General features: G+C 30.6%; 25 protein-coding genes and 1 pseudogene. 23 read left to right on the forward strand and 3 right to left on the reverse strand.

The window, feature by feature from the left end; translation table 11 throughout:
- Positions 1-118 precede the first annotated feature (118 nt).
- From Ctaglu_RS11740 to Ctaglu_RS11750, 3 genes are read left to right on the forward strand one after another with little or no spacing between them, the layout of a single operon-like run.
- Positions 119-1273 (forward strand): efflux RND transporter periplasmic adaptor subunit, encoded by a 1155-nt coding sequence (locus Ctaglu_RS11740; RefSeq protein WP_207669472.1) that lies wholly within the window; start codon positions 119-121, stop codon positions 1271-1273.
- 48 nt (positions 1274-1321) lie between these two features.
- Positions 1322-2014 (forward strand): ABC transporter ATP-binding protein, encoded by a 693-nt coding sequence (locus Ctaglu_RS11745; protein ID WP_125001772.1) that lies wholly within the window; start codon positions 1322-1324, stop codon positions 2012-2014.
- Positions 2015-2027: 13 nt separating this feature from the next.
- Complete coding sequence (locus Ctaglu_RS11750; RefSeq protein ID WP_125001775.1) at positions 2028-3239, forward strand: ABC transporter permease; 1212 nt, start codon at positions 2028-2030, stop codon at positions 3237-3239.
- 25 nt (positions 3240-3264) lie between these two features.
- On the opposite strand, the gene Ctaglu_RS11755 is transcribed toward Ctaglu_RS11750, so the two are convergent.
- Positions 3265-3537: a hypothetical protein gene (locus tag Ctaglu_RS11755; protein ID WP_125001778.1), complete on the reverse strand. Its 273-nt coding sequence runs from the start codon at positions 3535-3537 to the stop codon at positions 3265-3267.
- A 193-nt stretch (positions 3538-3730) separates the two neighbouring features.
- On the opposite strand from Ctaglu_RS11755, the gene Ctaglu_RS11760 reads away from it, so the two are divergent.
- Together Ctaglu_RS11760 and Ctaglu_RS11765 are read left to right on the forward strand one after the other, a co-directional pair.
- On the forward strand, positions 3731-5101 hold the full coding sequence (locus Ctaglu_RS11760; protein ID WP_125001781.1) for a TRAP transporter large permease: 1371 nt from the start codon (positions 3731-3733) through the stop codon (positions 5099-5101).
- A gap of 96 nt (positions 5102-5197) precedes the next feature.
- A complete protein-coding gene (locus Ctaglu_RS11765) occupies positions 5198-5536 on the forward strand; it encodes an arsenate reductase family protein (RefSeq protein ID WP_125001784.1) in 339 nt (112 codons plus the stop codon).
- A gap of 9 nt (positions 5537-5545) precedes the next feature.
- On the opposite strand, the gene Ctaglu_RS11770 is transcribed toward Ctaglu_RS11765, so the two are convergent.
- Positions 5546-6100, reverse strand: a complete 555-nt coding sequence (locus tag Ctaglu_RS11770) for a biotin transporter BioY (RefSeq protein WP_125001787.1) — start codon at positions 6098-6100, stop codon at positions 5546-5548.
- A 259-nt stretch (positions 6101-6359) separates the two neighbouring features.
- On the opposite strand from Ctaglu_RS11770, the gene menA reads away from it, so the two are divergent.
- From menA to Ctaglu_RS25200, 18 genes and pseudogenes are all read left to right on the forward strand, one after another.
- A complete protein-coding gene (gene menA / locus Ctaglu_RS11775) occupies positions 6360-7298 on the forward strand; it encodes a 1,4-dihydroxy-2-naphthoate polyprenyltransferase (protein WP_125001790.1) in 939 nt (312 codons plus the stop codon).
- A gap of 220 nt (positions 7299-7518) precedes the next feature.
- Positions 7519-8454 (forward strand): ribokinase, encoded by a 936-nt coding sequence (gene rbsK / locus Ctaglu_RS11780; protein WP_125001793.1) that lies wholly within the window; start codon positions 7519-7521, stop codon positions 8452-8454.
- A 56-nt stretch (positions 8455-8510) separates the two neighbouring features.
- Entirely contained in the window at positions 8511-8906 is a 396-nt protein-coding gene (gene rbsD, locus Ctaglu_RS11785; RefSeq protein WP_125001796.1) for a D-ribose pyranase, read from the forward strand.
- A gap of 39 nt (positions 8907-8945) precedes the next feature.
- Positions 8946-10451: a sugar ABC transporter ATP-binding protein gene (locus tag Ctaglu_RS11790; protein ID WP_125001799.1), complete on the forward strand. Its 1506-nt coding sequence runs from the start codon at positions 8946-8948 to the stop codon at positions 10449-10451.
- Positions 10452-10490: 39 nt separating this feature from the next.
- On the forward strand, positions 10491-11420 hold the full coding sequence (locus Ctaglu_RS11795; protein WP_125001802.1) for an ABC transporter permease subunit: 930 nt from the start codon (positions 10491-10493) through the stop codon (positions 11418-11420).
- Between the two features lie 19 nt (positions 11421-11439).
- On the forward strand, positions 11440-12348 hold the full coding sequence (gene rbsB / locus Ctaglu_RS11800) for a ribose ABC transporter substrate-binding protein RbsB (protein WP_125001805.1): 909 nt from the start codon (positions 11440-11442) through the stop codon (positions 12346-12348).
- A gap of 232 nt (positions 12349-12580) precedes the next feature.
- Positions 12581-13579: a LacI family DNA-binding transcriptional regulator gene (locus Ctaglu_RS11805; protein WP_125001808.1), complete on the forward strand. Its 999-nt coding sequence runs from the start codon at positions 12581-12583 to the stop codon at positions 13577-13579.
- A 276-nt stretch (positions 13580-13855) separates the two neighbouring features.
- Complete coding sequence (locus tag Ctaglu_RS11810) at positions 13856-14530, forward strand: CPBP family intramembrane glutamic endopeptidase (protein ID WP_125001811.1); 675 nt, start codon at positions 13856-13858, stop codon at positions 14528-14530.
- Between the two features lie 357 nt (positions 14531-14887).
- Positions 14888-15631, forward strand: coding sequence for an ABC transporter ATP-binding protein (locus Ctaglu_RS11815; RefSeq protein ID WP_125001814.1), 744 nt, complete (start codon positions 14888-14890; stop codon positions 15629-15631).
- A complete protein-coding gene (locus Ctaglu_RS11820; RefSeq protein WP_125001817.1) occupies positions 15631-16455 on the forward strand; it encodes a DUF2705 family protein in 825 nt (274 codons plus the stop codon). The genes Ctaglu_RS11815 and Ctaglu_RS11820 overlap by 1 nt, the downstream gene beginning before the upstream one ends.
- Positions 16456-16509: 54 nt before the next feature.
- On the forward strand, positions 16510-17292 hold the full coding sequence (locus Ctaglu_RS11825) for a DUF2705 family protein (protein WP_125001820.1): 783 nt from the start codon (positions 16510-16512) through the stop codon (positions 17290-17292).
- Positions 17293-17413: 121 nt separating this feature from the next.
- The gene (locus tag Ctaglu_RS11830) at positions 17414-18100 is read left to right on the forward strand and encodes a response regulator transcription factor (RefSeq protein WP_125001823.1); all 687 of its coding nucleotides are present in this window, start codon (positions 17414-17416) and stop codon (positions 18098-18100) included.
- Positions 18097-19596, forward strand: a complete 1500-nt coding sequence (locus Ctaglu_RS11835; RefSeq protein WP_125001826.1) for a sensor histidine kinase — start codon at positions 18097-18099, stop codon at positions 19594-19596. The genes Ctaglu_RS11830 and Ctaglu_RS11835 overlap by 4 nt, the downstream gene beginning before the upstream one ends.
- A 297-nt stretch (positions 19597-19893) precedes the next feature.
- Positions 19894-20580 carry a response regulator transcription factor gene (locus Ctaglu_RS11840; protein ID WP_125001829.1) on the forward strand — a complete coding sequence of 229 codons (687 nt, stop codon included), beginning with the start codon at positions 19894-19896 and terminating at the stop codon, positions 20578-20580.
- Positions 20570-22057, forward strand: coding sequence for a HAMP domain-containing sensor histidine kinase (locus Ctaglu_RS11845; protein ID WP_125001832.1), 1488 nt, complete (start codon positions 20570-20572; stop codon positions 22055-22057). Before Ctaglu_RS11840 ends, Ctaglu_RS11845 begins: the two co-directional genes overlap by 11 nt.
- Positions 22058-22491: 434 nt before the next feature.
- Positions 22492-22623 (forward strand): annotated as a pseudogene (locus Ctaglu_RS25910) (ArsR/SmtB family transcription factor); the annotation flags it as partial.
- 52 nt (positions 22624-22675) lie between these two features.
- On the forward strand, positions 22676-25042 hold the full coding sequence (locus Ctaglu_RS11855) for a heavy metal translocating P-type ATPase (RefSeq protein ID WP_125001836.1): 2367 nt from the start codon (positions 22676-22678) through the stop codon (positions 25040-25042).
- Between the two features lie 99 nt (positions 25043-25141).
- Complete coding sequence (locus Ctaglu_RS25200) at positions 25142-25291, forward strand: hypothetical protein (RefSeq protein WP_185732688.1); 150 nt, start codon at positions 25142-25144, stop codon at positions 25289-25291.
- Between the two features lie 159 nt (positions 25292-25450).
- On the opposite strand, the gene Ctaglu_RS11860 is transcribed toward Ctaglu_RS25200, so the two are convergent.
- A complete protein-coding gene (locus Ctaglu_RS11860; RefSeq protein WP_125001839.1) occupies positions 25451-25903 on the reverse strand; it encodes a Fur family transcriptional regulator in 453 nt (150 codons plus the stop codon).
- Between the last annotated feature and the right edge of the window lie 4 nt (positions 25904-25907).

Here is a 25907-nt window from a genome sequence, read left to right on the forward strand (position 1 = left end):
ATTAAGGTGGGTTTAGAAATATAAAAATTAAAGCGTATTATCTGTACTAAATAAATACAAGATAGATAACAAGTAATAGATTTTATCTATATTCAAAAGCATATAAGGAGGACTAATGATGAAAAAGAAAACAGTAATTTATGCATTAATTGTAGTAGGTATTTTAAGTGGTGTTTTTCTAATAAGTGAAAAAAAGAAGGCTAGTAAAATTGTAACTGTAAAAACTTCAATAGCTGCGGTAGGTGAACTTAAATCCTATATATCTACCACCGCAAAAGTGAATTCAAAGAGTAGTAAAGAATATTTTGGTCTTCAATCTAAAATTAAAAAAGTTAATGTATCAGTAGGAGACAAGGTTAAAATAGGTGATATCCTAGTAACTTATGATACTATAGATTTAGCTTCCACAGTTAGTCAAGCTCAAATTCAATATGATAATGCATTACTTGCTAAAGAGGATTTGTATAATCAAAATGATAATATTAAAAATAAAATTGCAGATTTGGCTAAAGAAATTGCAACATTAGAAAAAAGCACAAATCCAACGGATAAAGTAAAATTGGAAAGTTTAAAACAACAAAAGAGTGCCTTATCGCCATTTTCCTCGGAGAAGTTAAAGCAAACAGATAATTCTGTAAAGCTAGCAGAATTATCCTTGAATTCGGCTAAGCAGAAGCTAGTAGAAAATAAAAGCACAATTATATCTACGAATGCCGGAGTTGTAACAACCCTTACGGCTATAGAAGGTGCCATAGGGAATGGTATGGAGGCCGTGGTAGTAGTTCAAGATATAGAGAACTTAAAAGCAACCGCCTCACTTGGAAAATATGATGCAAGTAAAGTTAAAATTGGTCAAGAAGTAATAATTAAAAATGGAGAAAAAACCTATAAAGGTAGTGTTTCATTTATAGACCCCGCAGCGACTAAAACAGTGGGGGTAACCGGAAGTGAAACAACCTTAGCAGTAGAAATATCTATTCTAGATAAAGCTCCAGATTTAAAGATAGATTTTGATGTAGACATAGACATATTAGTAGGTAAAGCTGCAAACGCTGTTAAAATACCTTCAGAAGCATTAAAGGTAGAAAAAGGTGGCAAAAGTTTAGTATACGTTGTTGAAAAAAATATAGTGCATGAAAGACAGGTAACTATTGGATTCCAGTCAGATACTGAAGTTCAAATAAATAAAGGGGTAAAAAAAGATGAAAAAGTTATATTGAACCCTTCAACTTCAATTTTGGAAGGCATAATTGTAAAAGAGGCAAAAAATTAAAGTAAGAGATAATTGTTTTGTACCAAGGGAATACAAGGAGGAATATAAATGTTAGAGGTAAAAAACCTTATAAAAATATACAAAACTGGAGATCTTGAATTCACAGCCCTTAAAAATATTAATCTTAAAATTGAAAAGGGAGAGTTTACATCAATAATGGGGGCTTCTGGCTCTGGGAAATCTACTTTGATGAATATACTTGGCTGTCTCGATAAAATGAATAGTGGTAAGTATATTTTAAATGGACGTGATATTTCAATTCTCAGCGGTGATGAACTTGCCTATATAAGAAATAAAGAAATAGGATTTGTATTCCAGTCATTTAATCTTATTCCAAGAATTAGCTTGCTTGACAATGTTCAGCTTCCTATGATGTACGCGGGTATACCTGCGAGGGAGCGCAGGGAAAAAGCTCTTTATGCACTTGATAAAGTAGGGCTATCAGATAGAGTACGTCATTTGCCAAATGAAATATCAGGAGGACAAAAGCAAAGAGCCGCTATCGCAAGGGCCATAGTTAATTCTCCAGCGGTGATCATGGCCGATGAGCCCACTGGGAACCTTGATTCTAAATCTTCAGAAGATATAATGAAGATATTTGAAGATTTAAATAATGAAGGAGCTACAATCCTTATGGTAACCCATGAAACTGATATTGCAGAGCATACAAATAGAATAATAAGGTTTAGAGACGGTGAAATTGTATCCGATTCTATTGTTAAGCATAGAATCCTTTTATAGAGGGAGTGAAAGTATGAATATATTTGAAAGTGTAAAAACAGCATTAGAAAGTATAAAGGCTAATAAAATGCGATCTTTCCTTACCATGCTTGGAATAATAATTGGTATAAGTTCAGTTATAACAATTGTATCTCTTGGTCAAGGAGGTCAAAAAGCTATCACAGGTGAATTTGAAAAATTGGGGGCCTCTTCACTTACAGTTAAAGTAAGTGGAGAAAATCCCCAATCAACAGATTATATAACCTTAGAGGATGTTAAACAGATAAAACAAAAAATTGAAAGTATTAAATATGCAAGTCCTGCCTTTCAACTTCAAGGTACTGTTTTTTCTGATAAGAAAAGTAAAAACTCGTTTATGAGGGGAGGCTCTCCAGATCTTGCATATATAAATAACACAGAAATTATTTTTGGAAGATATTTTAATGAAAAGGAATATGAGCAAGCAGCCACAGTAGGCATAATTGACGAAGCTGATGCAATTACATTGTTTGGTTATTCTGATGTAGTAGGTCAAAGTATAAAAATAGGTCAAAATGCATTAATGAAAAAGATGACTATTATAGGTGTTGAAAAAGGAATATCCTCTCCTTTTGGAAAAGGCGGAAATTCTGGTAAACCCATTATAATAACGGCACCAGTAACCTTCTTAAGTACCCTACAGTCCAAGGAATTTAAAATAAGTTCAATAACAGTAGTTGCAGATTCACAAGATAATAGTGAATCCGTAGGAAATGGAACAATAAAAATGTTAGAATCAAGACACAATAACCGTGGCAAGGAAATATATTCAGCAGACAATGCACTCGCAGTTCTTGAGCAAATTAACAGTGTCCTTGGAATATTCACAGCTTTTATAAGCGCAGTTGCAGCTATATCTCTACTGGTTGGTGGTATTGGTGTAATGAACATAATGCTTGTGTCAGTGACCGAGCGAACAAGGGAGATAGGCATAAGAAAAGCAGTAGGAGCAACAACTAAAATAATACTAATGCAGTTTTTAATAGAGTCAGTTATTCTATCCCTAATAGGAGGTATAATGGGAATGATTTTGGGCATTGTTGGAGCTGAGATAATAGGAAGTTTTGCAGGAATAACGCCAGTGATATCTTTGGCATCCATAGTTGGTTCTATTTTATTCTCTTCAGCAGTAGGTGTTTTTTTTGGTATCTACCCAGCTAAAAAAGCAGCAGAATTAGATCCAATTGATGCCCTCAGATATGAGTAAAATTAAAATAGTGCCTGTGAGGGCACTATTTTTCATTCGCTTTTAATTCTTCTATCAGAAATTTATCAAAATAAATTTCTTCTATGAAATTATTTTCATCAAAACTAGTTTTATGTCTTTTATTATATTCATTAATATTTGATTTTAGCCAGTAAGGTGTTGATATATCAAATTTGTAACATAACTCTGTTATGCACGCTTTTAAATTTTCTTGATAACTGTCTTGGATTTCCGATACTGACACTTCATCTTCAATAATTCTATTATCATAAATTAATTTCCCCCAAATTTTTAACATCTTTGCCTCCTATTTTTGAAAATATAATTTTATTGTTAAATATTTTTTATTAGTCATAAGTCTATCATAAATAATAATTAAAGTCATGAAATATATTTCAAAGGTTGATTTATTATATATTGCATGTTTTCAACCATTTTTGGAAACAATACAAATTGATTATTTTATAAATATACAGGAGGAATAAAAACACATGGTAAATTTAAGTACAATCCATTATGCATATATAATCATCATTGTAATAATTATTGTGATAATTACACTTAAAAAGGATGTTATACTTCCATGTGTTTTAGGCATTGGGATAATAGGGTATATTTTTACAGGTGATGTTTTAGAAGCTGTGCAGATTATATATAAGGCGATAGTTGTATCTGGAAAAGAATTTATTGAAGTAGTTGTCCTTATTGCATTAGTTAATGCAATGTCTAGTGCCTTAACTGACATTGGTTCAGATGAGATAATTATAAAACCTTTGAAGAAATTAATGGTAAATAAAACTATGTCTTTTTTTGTTCTAGGTATAACTATGACTATGGTTTCATTGTTTATTTGGCCAACACCTGCCGTGGTTTTTATAGGTGCTTTAATGGTACCTGTAGCAGTAAAATCTGGAGTACCTCCTGTATGGGCTGCAGTAGTTTTATGTATATTTGGCAATGGAGTTGCCTTATCTAGCGATTTCATTCTTCAAGTAGCACCATCCATAACGGCCAAGACTGCGAATTTGGCAAGTCCATTAGGAATTATTAAAGATTGTATTCCCTTTTGGGGGGTAATGAGTATAGTTACTATAACTACAGCATTTATACTTATGAGAAAAGATAAAAGTACAGAAATTGTGGTTAATGATAAAATAACTGAAACTAAAGAATTAGTGCAAAAACAGTCCATTGGACCAAAAGTCATAGCAATAGCTACTCCTTTAGCATTTATAATAGATATAATATTTATAACCAGATTAGGGTTAATAGGCCCAGAATCTACAGCTTTAATAGGTGGAACAGCCGCAATAATAATGATAATTTCATCTATAGTTCATACTGATATTAAAACATCCTTAGGCGAGGTTACTAAATACGTTAAAAGTGGTTTTACTTTTGGCATAAGTATATTTGCACCAATTATTATTATCGGTGCTTTCTTTTTTCTAGGAAGTGAAAATACAGCAACTGCTATTTTGGGTAATGGTGCTAGTGGTATTTTAACTGATATAGGAATATATGCAGCCAGTAAGGTGCCCCTATCCAAATATTCTGTGATAGGTATACAAACAGCAGTAAGCACACTTCTTGGGCTTAGTGGTTCAGGTTTTGCGGGCCTTCCTCTTGTTGGAACTTTAGCTAACACCTTTTCAACCGCCATTGTTATAGACAAAGAAAAGGTGGCGGCCTTTGGTCAAATCATCACTATTTGGATAGGCGGTGGAACTATAATTCCTTGGAGCGTGGTTGCCGCAGCAGGAATATGTAAGGTTGAAGCCTATGAAGTAGCTAGGAAAAATTTTATACCTGTTACTTTTGGAATAGTAGCAACAGTTATAATGGCTATAATAATATTATAGTTGTTTTTTAGGGTGTCTTAATAATTAATTGAAATCAATGCTATAATTAATGGTAGCATAAAACACACACTAATATATTTTAAGGAGATTAAACAAATGAATATTCAATGTTTTGGAACCAAAAAGTGTTTTGATACACAAAAAACAGAACGATATTTTAAGGAAAGAACTATAAAATATCAATTCATAGATTTAAATATTAAAGGACTGAGCAAGGGTGAACTACAAAGTGTAAAAAAATCCATAGGTTTAAATAACTTAATTAACACAAAATCAAAGGATTATAAAAAATTAAATTTAGATCAAATTAGAGGAGAGGAAACTAAAGAAGATATTCTATTGAAAAACCCACAACTCTTTAAGACTCCTATAGTAAGGAATGGTAAAGAAGCCACAGTGGGTTATGTACCAGAGATATGGACAACCTGGGAATAGTAATACATATTACTTTGAATTTAGATATTTTGACAACCTAGGAATTAATTGCTTTGCTAGGATTATAGCTATAATTGCTTTTATAATATCCCCAGGTATAAATGGTATGCAAGCATATTTAAGAGCTGCATAAAAATTTATGCTTTTTCCTAAGTAGTTTGTAAAAATAAAATAAAAGTAAGGTACCCCTATAATATAGATTACAAAACTTCCTGAAACAACAGAAAATATTATTTTAGAAAGAGACTTGTTTTTTTCTGTAAGCTTGCCAATTGCATAAGCTGCAACAATAAAAGACAATAGAAATCCAAAGGTAGGGCTAACTACAGCAGTTAAACCTCCAGTTCCAGATGCGAAAATAGGCACTCCAATCAAGCCTAAAATAACATAGGTAATTTGAGATAGTGCACCGAGCTTTGCACCTAATATAAGTCCAGATAAAACAACAAAAAGAGTTTGAAGTGTTACAGGAATTGGGCCTATCGGTATTGAAATAAAGCCTCCCACTGCTGTTAGTGATGTAAATAATGCAGTAATTATTAAATCTCTTGTAGATAATTTCAAAATAAATTCCTCCCTAAAAAGTTATAAATTAACCTAATACCAATATCTATCCAGGTAGATATGTTATGTTAGGCATTGTAAACCTTGTTATTGAATAAGGTTTACAAATATATTATCATGGATTATTTCCAAAGTCAAACAAAGTATAGCTAGCTTTATATATTATACTTTCTTAAATATGCTATAATTAACTTCCCGAGGAATTTACATTACAAATGCTTATAATCAGAAGTTTATTATTTAATAGGAGGGTTTAAAATTGTCTTTAGCTAGTTTCTTTCAATTTATTGAAATTAAAACAAAATTGGCCAGTATGATACCATTTATATTAGGAACACTTTATTCACTATATCGGTATAAAAGTTTTAATTCTAAAAATTTTATTATTATGAGTATATCTCTATTAGCATTTGATATGGCTACAACAGCCATTAACAATTATATTGATTACAAAAAAGCTTTAAAAAGTCAGGAAAATAAAAATGAAATTCCTGGATATGGCTTCAGTGAATCTACAGCCTTAACTATAATTTTCATTTTGCTTTTAATAGCAATTTCTTTTGGAATTTTATTAACTTTAAATACTAATGTAATTGTTCTCTTAATTGGAATTATTTCATTTTTAGCGGGAATATTATATACCTATGGGCCTATTCCAATTTCACGTACTCCTTTTGGCGAAATATTTTCAGGAGTATTCATGGGCTTTATAATTTTATTTTTATCGCTATATATTCATATATTTGATAAAAATATAGTTTCTTTCATGTATGCTAATAATATGTTAACCCTCAGTCTAAACCTAGTGGAAGTATTTTATATCTTCTTGATTTCCATACCTACAATGTGCGGCATAGCAAACATAATGCTTGCTAATAACATTTGTGATGTTAAAGAGGATATATTAAATAATAGATACACATTGCCACACTATTTAGGTGTAAAAAATGCATTAAAGCTATTTAAAATCTTATATTATATTGGATACCTAGACATTATAATTTTAGTTATATTGAAAATTTCTCCAGTCATTTCTTTGCTGGTAATTTTGACTATAATACCATTGAATAAAAACATAAAAATATTCTACCAAAATCCCATTAAAAGTAAAACCTTTGTTTATTCCGTTAAAAACTTTGCGCTAATTAACATAGTTCACATTTTATCAGTTTCAATAGCGATTATATTAAATTGGTAAAAACAGATTTAAATTTCATAGTAAAGTATAAAGTAACCATCTTAAATAAAAACTATCCATATTGGATAAATTTATTTAAGGTGGTTATTTTAATTTTAACCATTGTGAAATATATGAAATAAAAAAATTGAATTAGTTATTGACAAAGGTTATTTAAACGTATACAATATGTTTAACCGGTTCAGTTAATCGGTTAAGTAAATAAGAGGTGATGTAGTATATGAGTAAAATATGCATACTTGGAAGTTTAAATCTAGATATAGTATTAAAAGTAGAAAACATGCCTAAGATTGGTGAAACTATTTTTGCAAAAAGTTTAACAACTATGCCTGGAGGAAAAGGAGCAAATCAAGCAGTTGCTTCTAGACGGATGGGTTCAGAAGTTTACATGATAGGCAAGGTTGGCTTAGATAGCAATGGTGAATTTTTGGTTGGCAAGCTTGAAAACGATGGCATAAATACCGACTACGTTTTTAAAGATAATAAAGAAACTACGGGCACAGCTATAATTAATGTTAACTGTGAAGGTAATAATTCAATAGTTGTAGTAGCTGGTGCCAATATGAGTATTAATATAGATGAGATAAAGCAAAGCTATTCAATTATAAAGGCTTGCGATGCAATAGTAGCACAATTTGAAACGCCTAGTGAGATTACAATCGCTGCTTTCAATTATGCAAGATCTCAAGGAATTATAACAATACTAAACCCAGCTCCAGCAAAAAAAATAGATGAGAATTTATTGAAATGTACAGATATAATAATTCCTAATGAAACAGAAGCCTGTGAACTTACAGGAATTTTAGTTGAAGACTTAGAAAGTGCTAAAAAAGCTGCTGCAAATTTCATAAAAATGGGAGTGAATTACGTAATAATAACTCTAGGTTCAAAAGGTGCAGCATTAATAACTAAAGAAAAGGCAGAATTAATTCCAGCAATTTTGGTTAATGCTATTGATACAACGGCTGCAGGTGATAGTTTTATTGGGGCAGTAGTAAGTAAATTAGGGTCTGAAGAATTAAACTATGAAAATCTTAAAAAGGCTATAGTTTTTGGTAATAAAGTTTCTTCAATAGTAGTTCAAAGATCAGGAGCACAACCCTCAATACCAAGCTACAAAGAGGTAATAGACATTTACGGTGAAGATTACAATTAATAATTGGGCTTTCCATATAATAATGCATTAAGGAATTACAAGAAGGAGGTATAGTCATGAGAAAAACTGCATTACTAAATTCACAAATATCTGAAGTGATATCTAAAATGGGACACACTGATACCTTAGCTATAGGGGACTGCGGTCTACCAATACCAGATGGAACTAAAAGAATAGATATTGCATTAATTAAAAATATACCAGGATTTCTTGAAACTTTAACATCTATATTAACAGAACTTCAAATAGAGGAAGTAATAGTTGCTAAAGAGACTTTTGAAGTTAGTCCTCAATTATTTAATGATATAAAAATAGCAGTTGGGGATGTAAAAATTACATTTATAACTCACGAGGAACTAAAATCTCAGTTAAAAGAGTGTAAAGCAGTAGTAAGAACAGGTGAACAAACACCCTATGCAAATGTAATACTAAAATCAGGAGTTGTATTTTAACTATAGTTTGATATAAGTAAGTTTTGAGGAGGAGATTCAATGAATAACATGCAGCCTCTACTTCAGATGAAAAATGTTTCAAAATACTTTCCGGGAGTAAAAGCTCTTGAAGATGTTAAAATAGAAGCTTACAGTGGAGAAGTTCTTGCTTTACTTGGAGAGAATGGGGCAGGAAAATCCACTTTAATGAAAATTTTAAGTGGAGTCTATAATAAAGATGCAGGAAGTATTATTATTGGAGGTTCTGAAGTAGATCTAAAAGGTATAAAAGATGCGGAGAAACATGGAATTGGAATTATTCATCAAGAACTAAGTCTTCTTTCTAATTTAAGTATATGGGAAAATATATTTTTAGGAAATGAAGGATTTAATGGAATTACGAGAAGAATAAATAAAAAAGAGCTAAAAGAAAAATCAGAAATTTTACTTAAAGATATTGGGTTCACTATTGATGTGGATACTTTGGTTAAAGATTTAAATGTAGGTGAAATGCAACTAATAGAAATAGCAAAGGCTCTTTCTAAAAACTCGAAAATAATAATAATGGATGAACCTACAACTGCACTGACTGATGTTGAAACAGATAATCTTTTTAAAGTAATTAACAATCTTAAAAGTAAAAATATGTGTATTGTATACATCTCCCATAGAATGGATGAAATATTCCAAATCTGTGATAGGATAACAGTTCTAAGAGATGGTAAATATATTGGTGAGGTTAAGACAAAAGACATTACTAAAGAAGATTTAATATCAATGATGGTTGGTAGAAAACTAGAAGAACAATTTCCATATAAGGAATCATCTAAGGGGCAAGCTATTCTTAAAGTTGAGAACTTGTGCTTTGCTGAAAAGGTTCGCAATGTTAGTTTTGAAGCAAAGAGTGGTGAAATTCTAGGAATCTCAGGACTTATGGGTTCAGGGCGGACAGAGACGGCAAAAACTATATTTGGAGAATATAAAAAATCTTCAGGTAGAATATTTGTTGATGGCTGCGAAGTTAATATTTGTTCACCTAAAGATGCTATTAAAAATGGAATTTGCTATCTTTCTGAAGATAGAAAAAAAGAAGGTCTTATTCTGGGTATGTCAGTTGCAAGCAATATGACCTTAGCTAATCTTAAAAAATATGAAAATGGAGCTAAACGTATAAATAAAGTAGAAGAAGGTAAAGAAGTTCAAGAATATATAAAAAAGCTTTCTATAAAAACTCCTAGTGCCCAGCAATTAATTAAAAATTTAAGTGGTGGAAATCAGCAAAAGGTTATATTAGCTAAATGGCTAATGCTTGCACCTAAAGTATTAATCATAGATGAACCAACTAGAGGAATAGATGTAGGCGCTAAGAAGGAAATTTATGATGTTCTAAATGAACTAAAGGCTATGGGCAAAGCAATTATTATGATATCCTCTGATATGCCTGAAATACTTGGAATATGTGATAGAGTATTAATCATGCACGAAGGAGAAATATCTGGTGAGCTATCTCGAAAAGAAGCAACGCAAGAAGCAATAATGAAATATGCGGTGGGCATAACAGATTAACGTTTAAATAGAGCCCTCACAGAGAAAGGAGTTTATATTGTGAAAAATAATTTAAAGAATATGGTTTTAAAATATAAATCACTAATAGGTCTTTTGATATTATGTATAGTTATTTCATTTATTACACCTAGGTTCTTAACAATACCAAATCTTAAAAATGTATTTACTCAAGTTTCAGTAAATGCAGTTATAGCTATAGGAATGTCCTTTGTAATTCTTACGGGAGGAATTGATTTATCCGTAGGGTCTATACTTGCAGTGAGTGGTGCTGCTGCCGCAAGCATAATAAAGTCCACAGGAAACGTATATTTAGCAATAATTGTAGCTTTAGCCATTGGCTGCGCTATAGGGCTTATAAATGGTATTCTTATTTCTAAAGGAAGAATACAAGCTTTCATAGTTACACTAGCTACAATGACTATCTTCAGAGGTGTAACTTATGTATACACAAATGGGACTCCTATATCAGGACTAGGCCAAAGTTTTTCTGGCATAGGTAATAAAATGCTTTTAGGACTACCAATTCCAGTAATAGTAACCATTATAGTATTTGGTATAGCATTTTATATTTTAAGTCAAACTAGATATGGTAGATATCTTTATGCACTAGGTGGAAATGAAGACTCAGCAAGATTATCAGGCATTAATACAGATAAAATTAAAACACTTGTATATGTTATTTGTGGTGGAGCAGCTGCCTTAAGTGGAATAATTGTTACTAGTAGAATAGGTTCCGCTTCTCCAAATGCTGGAGTAGGTTTTGAATTAGATGCCATCTCAGCTGTAGTACTCGGTGGTACCAGTTTAGCTGGTGGAGAAGGAAGTGTAGTTGGTACAATAATAGGAGCATTAATAATAGGTGTACTTAATAATGGATTGAATCTTATGAACGTATCACCTTTTTATCAAGCAATAGTTAAGGGCTTAGTTATTCTACTTGCCGTAATGGTTGAAAAAAAGAATAAATAAAAAATGGAGGATGATTCAAATGACAAAAAGAACGAAATTATTATCAATGGCATTATCAACCCTACTAATTATGGGAACGTTTGCTGGCTGTGGCACAAAAAAAGCTGCTGAGGGTGGAAAGAAAATTGGAATGGTGGTATCAACTCTTAATAACCCATTCTTTGTATCAATGAAAGAAGGAGCAGAAAAGAAGGCTAAGGAACTGGGGTATGAAATTGTAGTTCTTGACTCCCAAAATGATGCTGCAAAGGAAAGATCTAATGTGGAAGATTTAGTTCAACAAGGCATAGTGACATTAATCATAAATCCAACAGACAGTGATGCAGTTACAAACTCAATAAAGGTTGCAAATGATAATAAAATAAAAGTTATAACTGTAGATAGAAAAGCGAGTGGTGGAGAAGTTACTTGTCACGTTGCATCTGATAATGTAAAAGGTGGAGAGATGGCAGCAGAATTTATACTAGAAAAATTAAATGGTAAAGGGAACCTAGTAGAATTACAAGGTATTCCAGGAGCCTCTGCTACAAGAGATAGGGGTAAAGGATTCCATAATATAGTAGATAAGAAAGCTGGAGTTAAAGTTGTTTCTAGTCAAGCAGCAGATTTCGATAGACAAAAGGGATTAAATGTTACTGAAAATATTATTCAAGCCACTCCTGCCTTTGATGCAATATTTGCACATAATGATGAAATGGCACTAGGAGCTGCAAAAGCAGCTAAGGCTGCAAATAAAAAAGTGATTATTGTAGGTTTTGATGGTAATGCTGATGCAAAAGCAGCTGTTGCAAGTGGAGAACTGGCAGCTACTATAGCACAAAAACCTGATTTAATGGGATCAGTTGCAGTAGAAAATGCTATTAAAATTGCAAAAGGGGAAACAGTTGCAAAAGAAATTCCAGTAGAACTTCAGCTTATAAAAAAATAGTAATTAAAATATTATTTCCTCAATAATAAAATATATAAAATTATAACCCAGGGGAGTGTCCTCTGGGTTATAATTTTACAATCTGTTTCAATACAAGGTATATTTTGGTATAATTTTATTTATTAACTAAAATTTAAAAATAGTTTTAAATAGATTAGTAGCATAAAATGCTAACATTAAATTCTAGATTACTAATCACTAATGACTATTCACTTAAAATCGGAGGAAAATTATGAATAATGTTACAATGAAGGATATAGCAGAAATGGCCGGAGTTTCAAAGGCTACAGTTTCAATGGTTATGAACAAAAAGGATGCTAGTATAAGCGAGGTAACCAGAAAAAAAATATTAAAAATTGCTAAGGAAATGAGCTATATTCCCAATTCCATAGCTAGAAGCCTTAGCACTAAGAAATCCGGTACTATAGGAATTATACTTCCAGATATTACAAATCCATTTTTCTCAGAAATGGTAAGAGCTATTGAGGATAAGGCAGAGAGGTTAGAATATAATTTGATAATATGCAACACTGATAATGACATAGAGAAGGAACAAAAATATATTGAACTTCTTATAAGTAAACTTATAGATGGCATTATTTTTATGTCAGGCGGTAAAAGTAATGAAAGTATAACCATACTAAAGAACAACAATGTTCCTTTTGTATTAGTTGATAGATATATTGAAGGATATAAGGATGATTACGGAGTTTTTTGCTTAAATAAGCAGGGGGTAATAGATGGTGTTCAATACTTATATGAAAAGGGAAACCGTAAAATAGTTTTTGTAAAGGGGAGAGAGGATATAGAAATATCCAAGCAAAGATTAGAAGGATATATCGATGCAATGAAGAATTATGGAATATATGATGAAAAGTATATATTTGAAGGAGACTTTAATGTTGAAGGTGGTATTATAGCTACAAAAAAAATAATAAGTTGTTTTCAGGATTTAGATGCCATTTTTTATAGTAACGATATGATGGCACTAGGAGGAATGAAAATTTTACTCCGAAATGACTATAAAATTCCACGAGATATTTCAATTATTGGCTTTGACAATATTCATATATCAGAAATTATTGAGCCAGAACTTACAACAATATCACAGCCTATATATATGATGGGAAAAAAAGCTTGCAGTATCTTAATAGATGTAATAAATGGAGAGCTACTTACTGAAAAACAAGTTTACTTTAAAACAGAACTTATTATTAGAGGAACTACATAAATTTTTATTAACGACAATCCAAGCAATTGTGGAAATAATTACTGTATTATATTTCCTTGGAAATATAATACAGTATTTTCGGAAATTACTGTTTTTTATAAGCGTTTTATTAAAAAAACAAGCGGATAATACATTAGAATACCACCTTGATAATTATTCACTTTAGATAAAATGATGTAGAGGAGAAAGTGTAAATCTCCTTCTGAAGTCGTTAATATTGCAGTTTTAAAGAGGATGAACAGCTATACGGTGATGATTTAATGAAGGAGAGATAACATGAAAAAAAAGTATATAATTTTAAGTTCTTTAGTTGCATGCATTTTATTATATTTTGTAGAACAGGTGCTAGTAGTAAGTTATGTAGTTAAAACTATTATAAAAATCTTATTCTTCATTTTTATTCCTTACGCCTATAGTAAATTTATTAAAAAGCAGAAACCTTCAAAGGCTATAAATTATAAGAATATAGATAAAGAACATTTAAAAATGGGTTTTTTATTTGGAATAATGTCCTTTTTTATAGTACTAATTACTTATTATCTATTGAGGAATATTATAGATTTGCAGAGTATATCAGAAAAACTCCAAAGCAATTCAAAAATTACTGCTTCAAGTTTTATTTATGTTGGATTGTATATAACATTTGGAAACTCTTTTTTAGAGGAATATTTTTTTAGGGGGTTTATTTTCTTAAATCTTTATGAACTTAAATCGAAAAAATTCGCATATATATATTCTTCACTTCTATTTGGGTTATATCATATAGCAATTTTTAAGACATGGTTTAATAGTGGACTTGTTGGGTTAGCGCTAATAGGACTAATTAGCATAGGATTTATATTTAACTGGCTTGATACGAAATCTAAAAATTTTATTAACTCATGGCTAGTGCACATTCTTGCAGATAGTGCAATTATTATAATTGGATTAAGGATGTTTGGAATAGTTTAAAAGTTTTTCTTTAATCGAATAACTCCAAAAGACCAATTAACTAAATACAGTTAATTGGTCTTTTGAGTTATCTCAATTTATTATAAGTTCGTCTCTATTAACACATACGATAGTTGCAATGGTTTCAATTATATTAAATGATAGATTTTTTACTACATCCTTACAATTATTTCAAATAAATCTGACATATGTTTATATAAATTTTTATTTTTCTTTATGAAATCTTTATAATTACCTCTTATACTTGAAATATAGTCAAACAAACCAGTTAATTTTAAATAGTGAAGCATTTACCATTAGTACTAATTGGATTTATAAATTGAAATCATAATTAGAATAATTTAGGAGGGGTATTATATGAAAAATGTAATGGAAGTCAAAAATGTAAGTAAGAAAATTAAAGGCAGAACTATTATAGAAGATGTGTCTTTTGAAATTAAAAAAGGAGAAATATGTGGATTTGTAGGACCTAACGGGGCAGGTAAAACCACTATTATTAGACTTCTTACAGGGCTTATTAAACCTAATGCGGGAAAACTTTTAATCAATGAAATAGATGTTACCAAGCACAGAAAACAAGCTCTAGTAAAACTTGGGGCTATAGTAGAATCACCAATATTCTTTAACTATATGACTGGAAGGGATATTTTGATAAATCTTGTGAGGTTACATCCTAATATTGCCAAAGAAGAAAGATTTAATAGGGTGGAAGAGGTTTTGGACATTGTAAACTTGAGTAAAAGGGGAAATGATAAGGTTTCTACTTATTCACTTGGAATGAATCAAAGATTAGGTATAGCTCAAGCTCTTTTAGGAAAGCCTGAAATAATTATTTTAGATGAACCAGCTAATGGTCTTGACCCTCTTGGGATGAAGGAGTTAAGAGAACTTATTCTTAAACTAAACAAAGAACAGGGAATATCATTTTTAGTATCTAGTCATCTGTTAGATGAACTTCAAAAGATTTGTACGAAATTTGTAATAATAAACGAAGGGAAATTAAAATTCAAAGGCACTTCTGAAGAATTTTTCTCTATAAGTGAAGGTAGTATTGAAGACATATTTTTGAAGATTTTAGGTGCCAAAGGGGAATCAGCATAATGGAACTTTATAAAAGTGAATTCGAAAGAATATGGAAAAGGCGTTTGACCTGGATTTGTTTTATACTTATTCCCTTGTCCATAGCTGGAGCCTCAAAATATTACCTAAGTAATAATTATATTCATGCAGTTACTAGTGCTGAATTTGTATCTTTTGGAAATTACCCCTTTATGATATTTCAAGAAGTGTTAGTTACATTATTTAATATATTCACTATGTTGTTTGTTTGTATGTGTGTTACTGAGGAATATAGAAGCGGAGAAATCCGATTAGTTATGATTAGAGGGTATTCATTTTTAGAGATATATTTTGCTAAAGTGGCCGCCATAATTACTACAATGCTTATATTTTTTCTGACTTTCTTTCTGCTAAGTACGGTATGGGGGTACTTCGCAGCCACTAGATTAGATAAGATAATGCTTTTCTATCACAGTAATTCAGTAACAATTTTAAAGGCCTTTTTATATTCTGGGAAATATTATGCATTAGGATTTTTAACTACTATAGCTATGATTTCAGTATTTATGGTTTTTGCTGTTAAGTGTAAAACTGTAACCGGAGCTATGGGCTGTAGCATAGCTGTAATAATAGGTGGTTTAGTATTTTCAGAAGTAATTATATATTTTGGCTCTATTTTAGGGGAAAACCTAATTACACATTTATATTTTTCCACAATCACTAAAATACAACACCTTGGAATATGCATGGTTTTATCAGAAAAACCTACACTAGCACCTTGGATTATTATTGTTCTGATTTCTCACATAATATTTTTTGGTGGAATAGCCTGTAGGATATTTACTAAAGAGGATCATCTTATTTAAGCAAATTGATGTCTTATAAAACAATTATATAAATTATAAAATGGAGGTAATAAAATGAAAGAATTGATAATTAGTGAATTTTCAAGAATGCGCAGTAGAAAGAAAAATAAGGTATGCTTACTTATAATGCTTTTTAGTTTTATATTTTCAGTAATCTGGTATAAAACATCATTCTTAGGATGTGGAATAGGCTTTTATGCTCCTAATATAAAGGCCGAAATAAACTCTTTGAATTTTACAGTATTTTTTCTCAAGGACATGACATTTATACTATTTATACTGGTACTTCCAATGCTTTTTACAGATAGTTTAAGCGGAGAATTTGAATCAGGTGAGTATAGATTAATATTAACAAGACCTTATACTAGAACTGAACTATGGTTATCAAAATTAATAGTCCAATGCTTATTTACAATGTTTATTCTTGTTACATTCTTTATACTTTCTACAATAATTGGATATGTTATTTTTCCAAAGGTCATTACAACTACCTTTTATACTAGCTCTAAAGTTTACAATGCTACAGCAGCTTTTGTATATAATTTCAAGATAATTGTACTCTTGTATCTTGTTAGTAATGCTATTTTAGCTATAGCAGCTTTAATTTCTTCAATTATTCCAAAGGTTGTAGCATCCTTTATAATTCTTTTAAGTTTTTTAATTGGTAGTGTATATGTTGGTCAGGGAGTAGATATTTTGATTATGCCTTTTAATAAAATAATAAGATTGTTAAGTTTGGGAGAGCGACAGGAGGTTTATATTCCGGTTATAGGATTTTTAATTATAGGATTAGCACTTAGCATATTAGTTTTTAACAAGAAAGATTTAAGGATATAATATAATTAGATTTTTCATAACATAGGTAAAAGAATTTAATTCTTTTACCTATGTTATGTTTTATGTTTATGTAATGGTATAATACATGTTAGTTTGAAAATATATCAAGAGGTGTATGATTATGAGAGAAAAAATACTGATTGTAGATGATGAAGAAGATATAGTATCTTTTATTAAAGATTATCTAGAAGATGAAGGGTATGAAGTTTACACAGCTAATAATGGTCGCGAAGCTTTACTAGCTTCAACGAAAGCGCTAGATCTTATTTTACTAGACATAATGATGCCTGATTTTGATGGGTTTGAAGTATGCAAGAAAATAAGGGAAGCCATTTCCTGCCCTATAATATTCTTAAGTGCTAGGCAAAGTGAAAGTGACAGAATTAAAGGTCTTGGGGTGGGTGGAGATGATTATGTAGTAAAACCTTTTAGCATAAAGGAGCTCAAAGCAAGAATTGAAGCTCATCTTAGACGTGAAAAAAGAGTTCCATTAAATAATAAATCAAAAATAAGTTTTGAAAAGCTTACTTTAGATATTAATGCTCATAAAGTGTATTACGGAGAAGAAATAATTTTACTTACAGCTAAAGAGTTTGATATTGTGGAACTGCTTGCGATACATTCAGGGCAAGTATTTTCTAAAGAACAAATTTATGGAAAAGTATGGGGATATGATGCAGAAGGTGATTCTAGTACAGTAGCAGAACATGTAAAGAAGATAAGAGCTAAATTTATAAAGGTAGATGCACAGCTTAACCATATATCAACTGTATGGGGTGTAGGTTATAGATGGGAGAGATGCAAATGATTAAAAAGGCATCCCTTAAGGTTCAAATCATCACTACCTTTATATTAATTATTTTTCTCAGTGTCATATGTATTTTAGGTACATTTGCTACATATGTATTTGTAATGTTTTTTGGTGAAAAGCCTATAATAGCACAAGCTAATTATTATGAGCAACAGATTCCAAATATTGAAAAATTTATAAATAGTAAAGGATACAGTTTATTGAATTATAAAAGTAAAATAGCATTGGAAAATATAATACCTGGTGATGGTATTAAATATCAAGTCATAGATATTCAAGGCAATGCTATATATGGAACTTTACAAGGAAAATTAATTAAAGATAGAAAAGCTTTAATTAACTCTATTAACTCTATTAACGAATATGAAGATCTTAAAAAAAAAGGTTTTTCTATATTCGGAGCTAGTAAAATTAAATTCATACCGATTATGGATAATGAAGGCATTTTAAATGGAACTATTGCACTTCAATATAATATCAAAGAAAGTATAACAGATAAAAAACATGAGACATTAGTGTTAGCTTTTCAAATTTTCTTGATATTTTCGCCCTTCATATTTATAATTTTTTTCACTCTTATTTTAACTAGAAAGCTCATTTATATAATTCAAACTCCAATAGCAGAGATAATAGCTGCATCGAATAAAATAAAGGAGAAAGATTTAGATTTTGATATAATCTATAAGAGTAATAATGAACTAGGCAAACTGGCGGCTTCATTCCAGGATATGAAAAATGCTTTGAAGGAAGCTCTTCACAATCAATGGATTATGGAAGAGGACAGAAAAGAAATGATAAAAGCCATAGCCCATGATTTAAAGACACCAATTGCTATTATACAAGGACATGTGGAGGTGCTTCTTTGCGGAAATACTAACAATCCTATTAGGTTAGAAAAATATCTAAATACCATAAAGTCCAATACAGAAAGAATGGGCAAGTTAATAAGTGACATGAATACTGCAGCAGAGATTGAAAGGCAGGACTTTGATTTAAATGGGGTAAAACTTAATATTATTGAATTTTTAGAAAACAAGGTAGATGATTATGTGATTTTATCAAACTGTAAGAATGTTGAATTTAAGCTGTGCATTGAAGATGAGAGAGTAATAACTACTGAGGTTTTTATAGATATTCAAAGGGTAGAACAGATTTTAGATAATATAATTTCCAATGCATTAAGATATACTCCCGAGGGAAAAAGTATAAAAATGATTGTTAAAATAACTTCTACAATTATGAGTTTCACCATAGAGGATGAAGGTGAAGGTTTTGAAGAAAAGGATTTGCCTTATGTATTTCAAAAGTTTTATAAAGGAGATGCTTCTCGTTCTAGGGAAAAAGGGCATACAGGATTAGGAATGTTTATTGTGAAAACATTGGTTGAAAAACATAATGGATGGATTATAGCAGAAAACAGAAAGAAAGGTGGTGCTAGAATAAAGTTTGTAATAAAAGAAATTGGCACTCCAGCTTTTGTAATTAAACCATAAATTATTCTTATTCATAAGCTGTTAACAAATTTGCCATTTAACTGCCATGATGTACCTTTATTATATAGATAAAGGATAAATTCATTAGCATGCTAATAAAATGATTAAATTTAATATACTAATTTGTAATTCCTCTGTGCCTCCCTTTTGCAGAGGAAATTTTTGTATTAGTAAAATATAAAAAATTATGATTATTGGTGGTATTATTATATAATATAAAATAGAGTTAGAAATTAACATTTAAATTTAGAGATAGAGCTGATTTGTGAAAAGCTTTTAATAAAGGAGAAAAATTATATGAATGAAACCATTTTAATAGTAGATGATGAAGAAAGAATTAGAAATCTTGTTTCAATTTATTTAAGAAAAGAGAAATATACTATTTTACAAGCTGAAAATGGCAGTGAAGCTGTAGATATATTCAATAAAAATAAAGTGGATTTGATTATTTTAGATGTAATGATGCCTATTATGGATGGTTGGGACGTCTGCAAGGAAATAAGGAAAACCTCCAATATTCCTGTTATAATGCTCACAGCCAAGTCTGAAGAAGATGATGAATTATTAGGGTTTGAACTCGGCACAGATCATTATATCACTAAGCCTTTTGTTCCAAAGCTATTAGTTGCTAAAGTAAAAGCGATTATTAGACGGACTCATAGTACTGAGGTTATTCTTAATGAAGAAGATAGCTTTGATGGCCTTGTAGTTGATAATTTAAGCCATGAGGTTTCTGTAGACAATATTGAGATTAATTTATCCCCAAAGGAATTTGAACTACTGAATTACTTTATACTTAATAAAAGAATTGTATTAAGTAGAGAAAAAATATTAGATGCGCTATGGGGTATTGACTACTTTGGAGATTTAAGAACAGTTGATACTGTTATAAAAAGATTAAGAGAAAAGCTAGGTGAAAAATCTTACCTTATAGCAACTATAAGAGGTGCTGGATATAAATTCGAGGTGAAGAATGAAAAGTAAAAAGAGCATTACTAGAAAGCTTTTCGCCATAACCTCTATAGTTTTTGTGATTTTCATAACTACTAATTTGATAGTTCAGTCCCAGTTTTTTGAACAGTTTTATAAAAAATGGAAAATAGACAATCTTGAAATTAACCTTGTTAAATTCAAAAGTCAATATAGTCTGCTCCAAAAAAATGAAGATGAGGTTAACCTAATTAGTTCTTTTGAAGAAGCGAATAATTATAAAATAATTATACGAGATAGATTAGGAAATTTGAAATATCTTGCAAAAACAGCTGATGTAAGAAAAGACTCCATAAAAGTTAGAATCATGAACCAAATAATGTCATCTGAAATAGAAAATCAGGGTGGTATTACTAAATTTAAAGATGAGGGAAAACCCTTTATTTTTATTACGCAGCAAAACCCCGATATGCCTAAAAGTGTAGCAGGTATATTATATGATGAAAAGAAAGATGAAACTGTGTGTGTTTTTTCTTCACTACAGCCAGTAAATGAAGCAGTCCAAGTTATAAAGGAATTTTATTTGTATTTTTATATAGGTGCTCTAATTACAATTTTACTTCTTTCTTTCTTTTACTCAAACATGATTGCAAAGCCACTTATAAAAATAACCAAAACGGCTTCTAAAATGGCAAAGCTTGATTTTACAGAAAAATGTGAGGTTAAAAGTGAAGATGAAATAGGTGCTTTAGCTACTTCACTTAATCTTCTATCAGAGAATTTAAATGAAGCATTAACCTCACTTACAGATGCTAATACACAATTAGAAAAAGATATTGAAAAAGAAAAAAAATTAACAGAGATGAGAAAAGACTTTGTAGCAGCGGTTTCTCATGAGCTTAAAACACCTATTACCCTTATAGAAGGGTATACATTAGCTTTAAATGATGATGTTTTAGAAGGGGAAGAAAAACAATATTTCATTGATGTAATTATGGATGAATCTAGGAAAATGAACAGTTTAGTATCAGATATGTTGGATTTATCTCAATTAGAATCAGGAAATTTTAAATTGACTAAAGAGGAATTCACTCTTCATGAACTAGTAAAATCAGTTACTAAGAAATTTTCCTCCCTATTTAATGAAAAACAAATTAAACTAGAATTAAGTTTTATTGAAGATATAAAAGTCAATGCAGATTGGAACAGAATAGAACAGGTAATAACAAATTATATGACCAATGCAATAAGACATACGCAGGAGGGTGGCTCTATAACAGTAACCATGATAAATAGAGAAGATACTATTTGTGTTGAAGTAGAAAATAGTGGAAACAAAATTGATCTTTCAGAAACGAGTAAGATATGGGATAATTTCTACAAAATCGATAAATCAAGGACTAGAAAACTTGGAGGCACAGGTCTAGGTCTTTCCATAGTTAAAAATATAATCTTACTTCATGGTGGTAGCTGCGGAGTGGAAAATACAGAAATGGGAGTTAAATTCTATTTTATTTTAACAAAACAATAATGTGGCTGTAATTATAGCTCCTATGGTGTGAAATGCATAAACTTTTGGCAATATAATAGTAATATAAAGACGGTATGAAAAAGAGAATGTAGCTAGATTTGTGTAAATAAATCTAGCTACATTCTTTTTTTTTGGGTGGCGAAGGCAAGGATTAAATCAATAAGGTTATGAGAGCGTGGCTTAACTATTTGGTTTAAGTAGGCTTTTAATTTAATTAGTTGCAAGGTGTGATTATGATTTTTCATACAAATAATAACTATGGCTTTATTTTTTCCTGCGGGAATAACTTGACTTAAAAAAAATTTGGTAATATACTATGTATGAACATACAAACATATGAACATATGAATACATATAGTAACGGAGAGGATAGGTGATACAATGGAAAAAACTTTTGATAATATAGAAAGTTGCAATTGTACAATAATACATGAGGATATAGTCAATCGTCCATATCACACCAGTTAAAAGGGTTAAGGCAATCAAAGTTAATTAAACCACGAAAAGAAGGTAAAGTTGTCTACTATTCATTAGATGATGACCATATTAAACAAATATTTAATTAGGGATTACAACACATTAATGAAAAATAAAATAATTTATTCGGGAGTGGTGCAAATGAGCTCAAATATAAAAACAGAACTTATCTTGGATGGTTTAGATTGTGCAAATTGTACAGTAAAGATTGAAACAAAGGTAAAAAATATTAGTGGAGTGAAATCAGCCTCAGTAGATTTCGTTTCAAAGAAATTATTTTTAGAAGTTAATAGCAAAGATGGATTACCTGGCATCATTGAAGAAGTAAAGGTTATTGTTAAAAAGATTGAACCGGATGTTGTTGTACGTGAAAAGATTATTCAAAAGGCTGAAAAGAAAGTAGTGACTTTAATGGGGCTTTGCTGTGCTAATTGTGCAGTAAAGATTGAAACAAATGTACAAGATATTAGTGGCGTAAAATCAGCCTCAGTAGATTTTGTTTCAAAGAGATTATTTATAGAAGTTAATAACAAAGATGAATTACCTAGCATCATTGAAGAAGTGAGGGTTATTGTTAAAAAGATTGAACCAGATGTAAAAGTCGTAACAGAGGATGAAAAGAAAGAACAAGTTGATAATAGTCCTGGCGAAGGAGAGAAGAATAGAAAAGAACTTATAAGATTAAGCATTGGTGCTGCAATTTTTGGTGCTGCTATGGTATTTAAATTTTCTACTACAATTGAATTTACTTTGTTTTTCATCAGTTATATTTTAGTTGGTGGAGAAGTGTTATTAAGAGCATTTAGGAACATTTTAAGAGGTGAAGTTTTTGATGAAAACTTCTTAATGAGTATAGCGACTATTGGTGCATTTTCTATTAAACAGTTTCCAGAAGGTGTAGCAGTAATGTTGTTCTATCAAGTTGGAGAATTCATTCAGGGTATAGCAGTAAATAATTCAAGAAAATCTATTTCTGCTCTTATGGATATAAGACCTGATTATGCTAACTTAAAGGTAGGAAATGATTTACAACGAGTATCTCCGGGTGATGTTAAAGTAGGAGACCTCATTGTAGTTAAACCAGGGGAAAAAGTTCCACTTGACGGTAAGGTAGTGGAAGGTAAATCAATGATTGATACCTCTGCATTAACAGGTGAATCCGTACCACGTAGCGTAGAAGCCCCAAATGAAGTTTTAAGCGGATCTATCAATAAGAACGGGCTTTTAACAATAGAAGTTACAAAGGAATTTGGAGAGTCTACTGTTACAAAGATATTGGAGTTAGTTCAAAATGCAAGTAGTAAGAAGGCACCAACAGAGAAGTTTATAACAAAGTTCGCAAGATATTATACTCCAGGAGTAGTTATCGTTGCAGTTTTATTGGCAGTTATTCCGCCTTTAGTAATGCAAGGTATCACGTTTTCAGAATCCATATATAGAGCATTAGCATTTCTAGTTATATCTTGTCCATGTGCATTGGTTATTTCAATCCCACTTGGATTCTTTGGGGGTATTGGTGCAGCATCAAAGAACGGTATATTAATTAAAGGTAGTAACTATCTTGAAGCACTTAATAATGTTGACATAGTAGTATTTGACAAGACTGGTACACTAACAAAAGGAGTATTCAAGGTTACTGAAATAAATGCACAAAACAGTTTTGTTAAAGATGACTTATTAGAATATACTGCATATGCTGAAAGTTATTCTAATCATCCAATTGCAGCTTCAATAATAAAAGATTATGGCAAAGAAGTTAACAAAAATGAAATCGAAAACTATGATGAAATATCAGGTCACGGTATAAAGGTAAATGTTAAAGGAAAAGAAGTTTTAGCAGGTAATATAAAACTAATGAATAAAGAAAATATTGTTTTCAAATATGTTGAGGTGGCTGGAACCGTAGTTCATGTGGCTATTGATAAAAAATATGCTGGATATATCATTATATCAGACGAACTAAAAGAAGATTCTAGAGAGGCCATAAAAGGATTAAAGCAGATTGGTGTTAAAAAGACTGTAATGCTTACTGGTGATAATAAGTCAATAGCAAGTAAAATTTCAGAGCAATTGGGACTTGATGAATTCTATGCGGAACTACTTCCAGTTCAAAAGGTTGAGAAATTGGAGATGCTTGACAAAGAAAAAAGATCAAAAGGAAACCTGATTTTTGTTGGTGATGGTATAAATGATGCACCAGTTCTCGCAAGGGCAGATATAGGAATTGCTATGGGAGGATTAGGCTCAGATGCTGCCATTGAAGCAGCAGATATTGTTATAATGACTGATGAACCATCAAAAATAGTTTCCGCAATTAAAATAGCAAAAAGAACAAGAAGAATTGTTTGGCAGAATATAGTTTTTGCAATGGGAGTTAAACTTATATTCTTAGCACTTGCAGCCATTGGAATAGCAACAATATGGGAAGCAGTTTTCGCAGATGTTGGGGTTACTGTAATTGCAGTATTAAATTCTATGAGAGTTATAAAAGTTGGTGAAATAAAATAACAAATATGCGGCTTTTTAGCCGCATATTATATATGGGGGTGAATGTAGAATGAGTCTTTTAAACTAATCGCTTATGTCCTATAAAACAGGAAGCAAACTATGAAATTTATTGAAGTGGTGGAAAGGGGGAGAAATCTTTATTTGAATTTAATGGAATTAGAATTACTTACTATTATAAAAAACGAACTTATGCAAGATAAAAAAGTTTGTCATGCTTTTATTATTGGACAAGGAGGGGTATTGCCATGAAGCGTATGCACGTCGATGGTTATAAAAGATAACGAAGGAATATTTGGTATATAGGAGGCGGGGCATGTGTAAATGTATGTAAATTTAATGCTTTAGCGAAAGTAAATAGTTAAATTATGTTTTTGCTCATAAATAAGGTGAAAATATTCAACATTGAATTTAGAGTTTCAGCTTACATTCTTCGCAAATTCCGGATAATACAACACTAGTACTTATAACTGTAATTTTTTGTTTTTTATTTAATTCTTTTATTAAAACATTTGAAATTTCTGATATTTCGCCTTCGCTTATATCTATTATTTTATTACATTTAATACATTCAGCATGTATGTGAAACTTATTGTTACCTATTTTCTCTAACGTGTAATAGTTAGTATTAGCGATATTTATCCTTTTTAAAATACCAGCTTCTTCTAAAATTATAATATTCCTATAGATGGTGCTAACACCTATGTTTTCGTTTTTGACTTTACTATAAATTTCATTAACATTCATAAGCATATCATTTTCAAAAATCACCTTTATTATTAGATATCTTTGGTAAGTATGTTTATATCCTTCACGTATCAATTGGTTTCCAATATATTCAATGTCTTTATTTTTATTAATCATTTTT

The sequence above is a fragment of the Clostridium tagluense genome, assembly GCF_003865095.1.
Classification (GTDB): domain Bacteria; phylum Bacillota; class Clostridia; order Clostridiales; family Clostridiaceae; genus Clostridium_AD; species Clostridium_AD tagluense.

Coding starts and splice junctions, on each gene's coding strand:
- rbsD (WP_125001796.1), top strand. CDS start 8,511: ATGAGAAAAACTGCATTACTAAATTCACAAATATCTGAAGTGATATCT.
- Ctaglu_RS11790 (WP_125001799.1), top strand. CDS start 8,946: ATGAATAACATGCAGCCTCTACTTCAGATGAAAAATGTTTCAAAATAC.
- Ctaglu_RS11835 (WP_125001826.1), top strand. CDS start 18,097: ATGATTAAAAAGGCATCCCTTAAGGTTCAAATCATCACTACCTTTATA.
- Ctaglu_RS11750 (WP_125001775.1), top strand. CDS start 2,028: ATGAATATATTTGAAAGTGTAAAAACAGCATTAGAAAGTATAAAGGCT.
- Ctaglu_RS11825 (WP_125001820.1), top strand. CDS start 16,510: ATGAAAGAATTGATAATTAGTGAATTTTCAAGAATGCGCAGTAGAAAG.
- Ctaglu_RS11855 (WP_125001836.1), top strand. CDS start 22,676: ATGAGCTCAAATATAAAAACAGAACTTATCTTGGATGGTTTAGATTGT.
- Ctaglu_RS11740 (WP_207669472.1), top strand. CDS start 119: ATGAAAAAGAAAACAGTAATTTATGCATTAATTGTAGTAGGTATTTTA.
- Ctaglu_RS11860 (WP_125001839.1), bottom strand. CDS start 25,903: ATGATTAATAAAAATAAAGACATTGAATATATTGGAAACCAATTGATA.
- Ctaglu_RS11815 (WP_125001814.1), top strand. CDS start 14,888: ATGAAAAATGTAATGGAAGTCAAAAATGTAAGTAAGAAAATTAAAGGC.
- rbsB (WP_125001805.1), top strand. CDS start 11,440: ATGACAAAAAGAACGAAATTATTATCAATGGCATTATCAACCCTACTA.
- rbsK (WP_125001793.1), top strand. CDS start 7,519: ATGAGTAAAATATGCATACTTGGAAGTTTAAATCTAGATATAGTATTA.
- Ctaglu_RS11840 (WP_125001829.1), top strand. CDS start 19,894: ATGAATGAAACCATTTTAATAGTAGATGATGAAGAAAGAATTAGAAAT.
- Ctaglu_RS11805 (WP_125001808.1), top strand. CDS start 12,581: ATGAATAATGTTACAATGAAGGATATAGCAGAAATGGCCGGAGTTTCA.
- Ctaglu_RS25200 (WP_185732688.1), top strand. CDS start 25,142: ATGAAATTTATTGAAGTGGTGGAAAGGGGGAGAAATCTTTATTTGAAT.
- Ctaglu_RS11845 (WP_125001832.1), top strand. CDS start 20,570: ATGAAAAGTAAAAAGAGCATTACTAGAAAGCTTTTCGCCATAACCTCT.
- Ctaglu_RS11830 (WP_125001823.1), top strand. CDS start 17,414: ATGAGAGAAAAAATACTGATTGTAGATGATGAAGAAGATATAGTATCT.
- Ctaglu_RS11760 (WP_125001781.1), top strand. CDS start 3,731: ATGGTAAATTTAAGTACAATCCATTATGCATATATAATCATCATTGTA.
- Ctaglu_RS11765 (WP_125001784.1), top strand. CDS start 5,198: ATGAATATTCAATGTTTTGGAACCAAAAAGTGTTTTGATACACAAAAA.
- Ctaglu_RS11755 (WP_125001778.1), bottom strand. CDS start 3,537: ATGTTAAAAATTTGGGGGAAATTAATTTATGATAATAGAATTATTGAA.
- Ctaglu_RS11820 (WP_125001817.1), top strand. CDS start 15,631: ATGGAACTTTATAAAAGTGAATTCGAAAGAATATGGAAAAGGCGTTTG.
- Ctaglu_RS11810 (WP_125001811.1), top strand. CDS start 13,856: ATGAAAAAAAAGTATATAATTTTAAGTTCTTTAGTTGCATGCATTTTA.
- Ctaglu_RS11745 (WP_125001772.1), top strand. CDS start 1,322: ATGTTAGAGGTAAAAAACCTTATAAAAATATACAAAACTGGAGATCTT.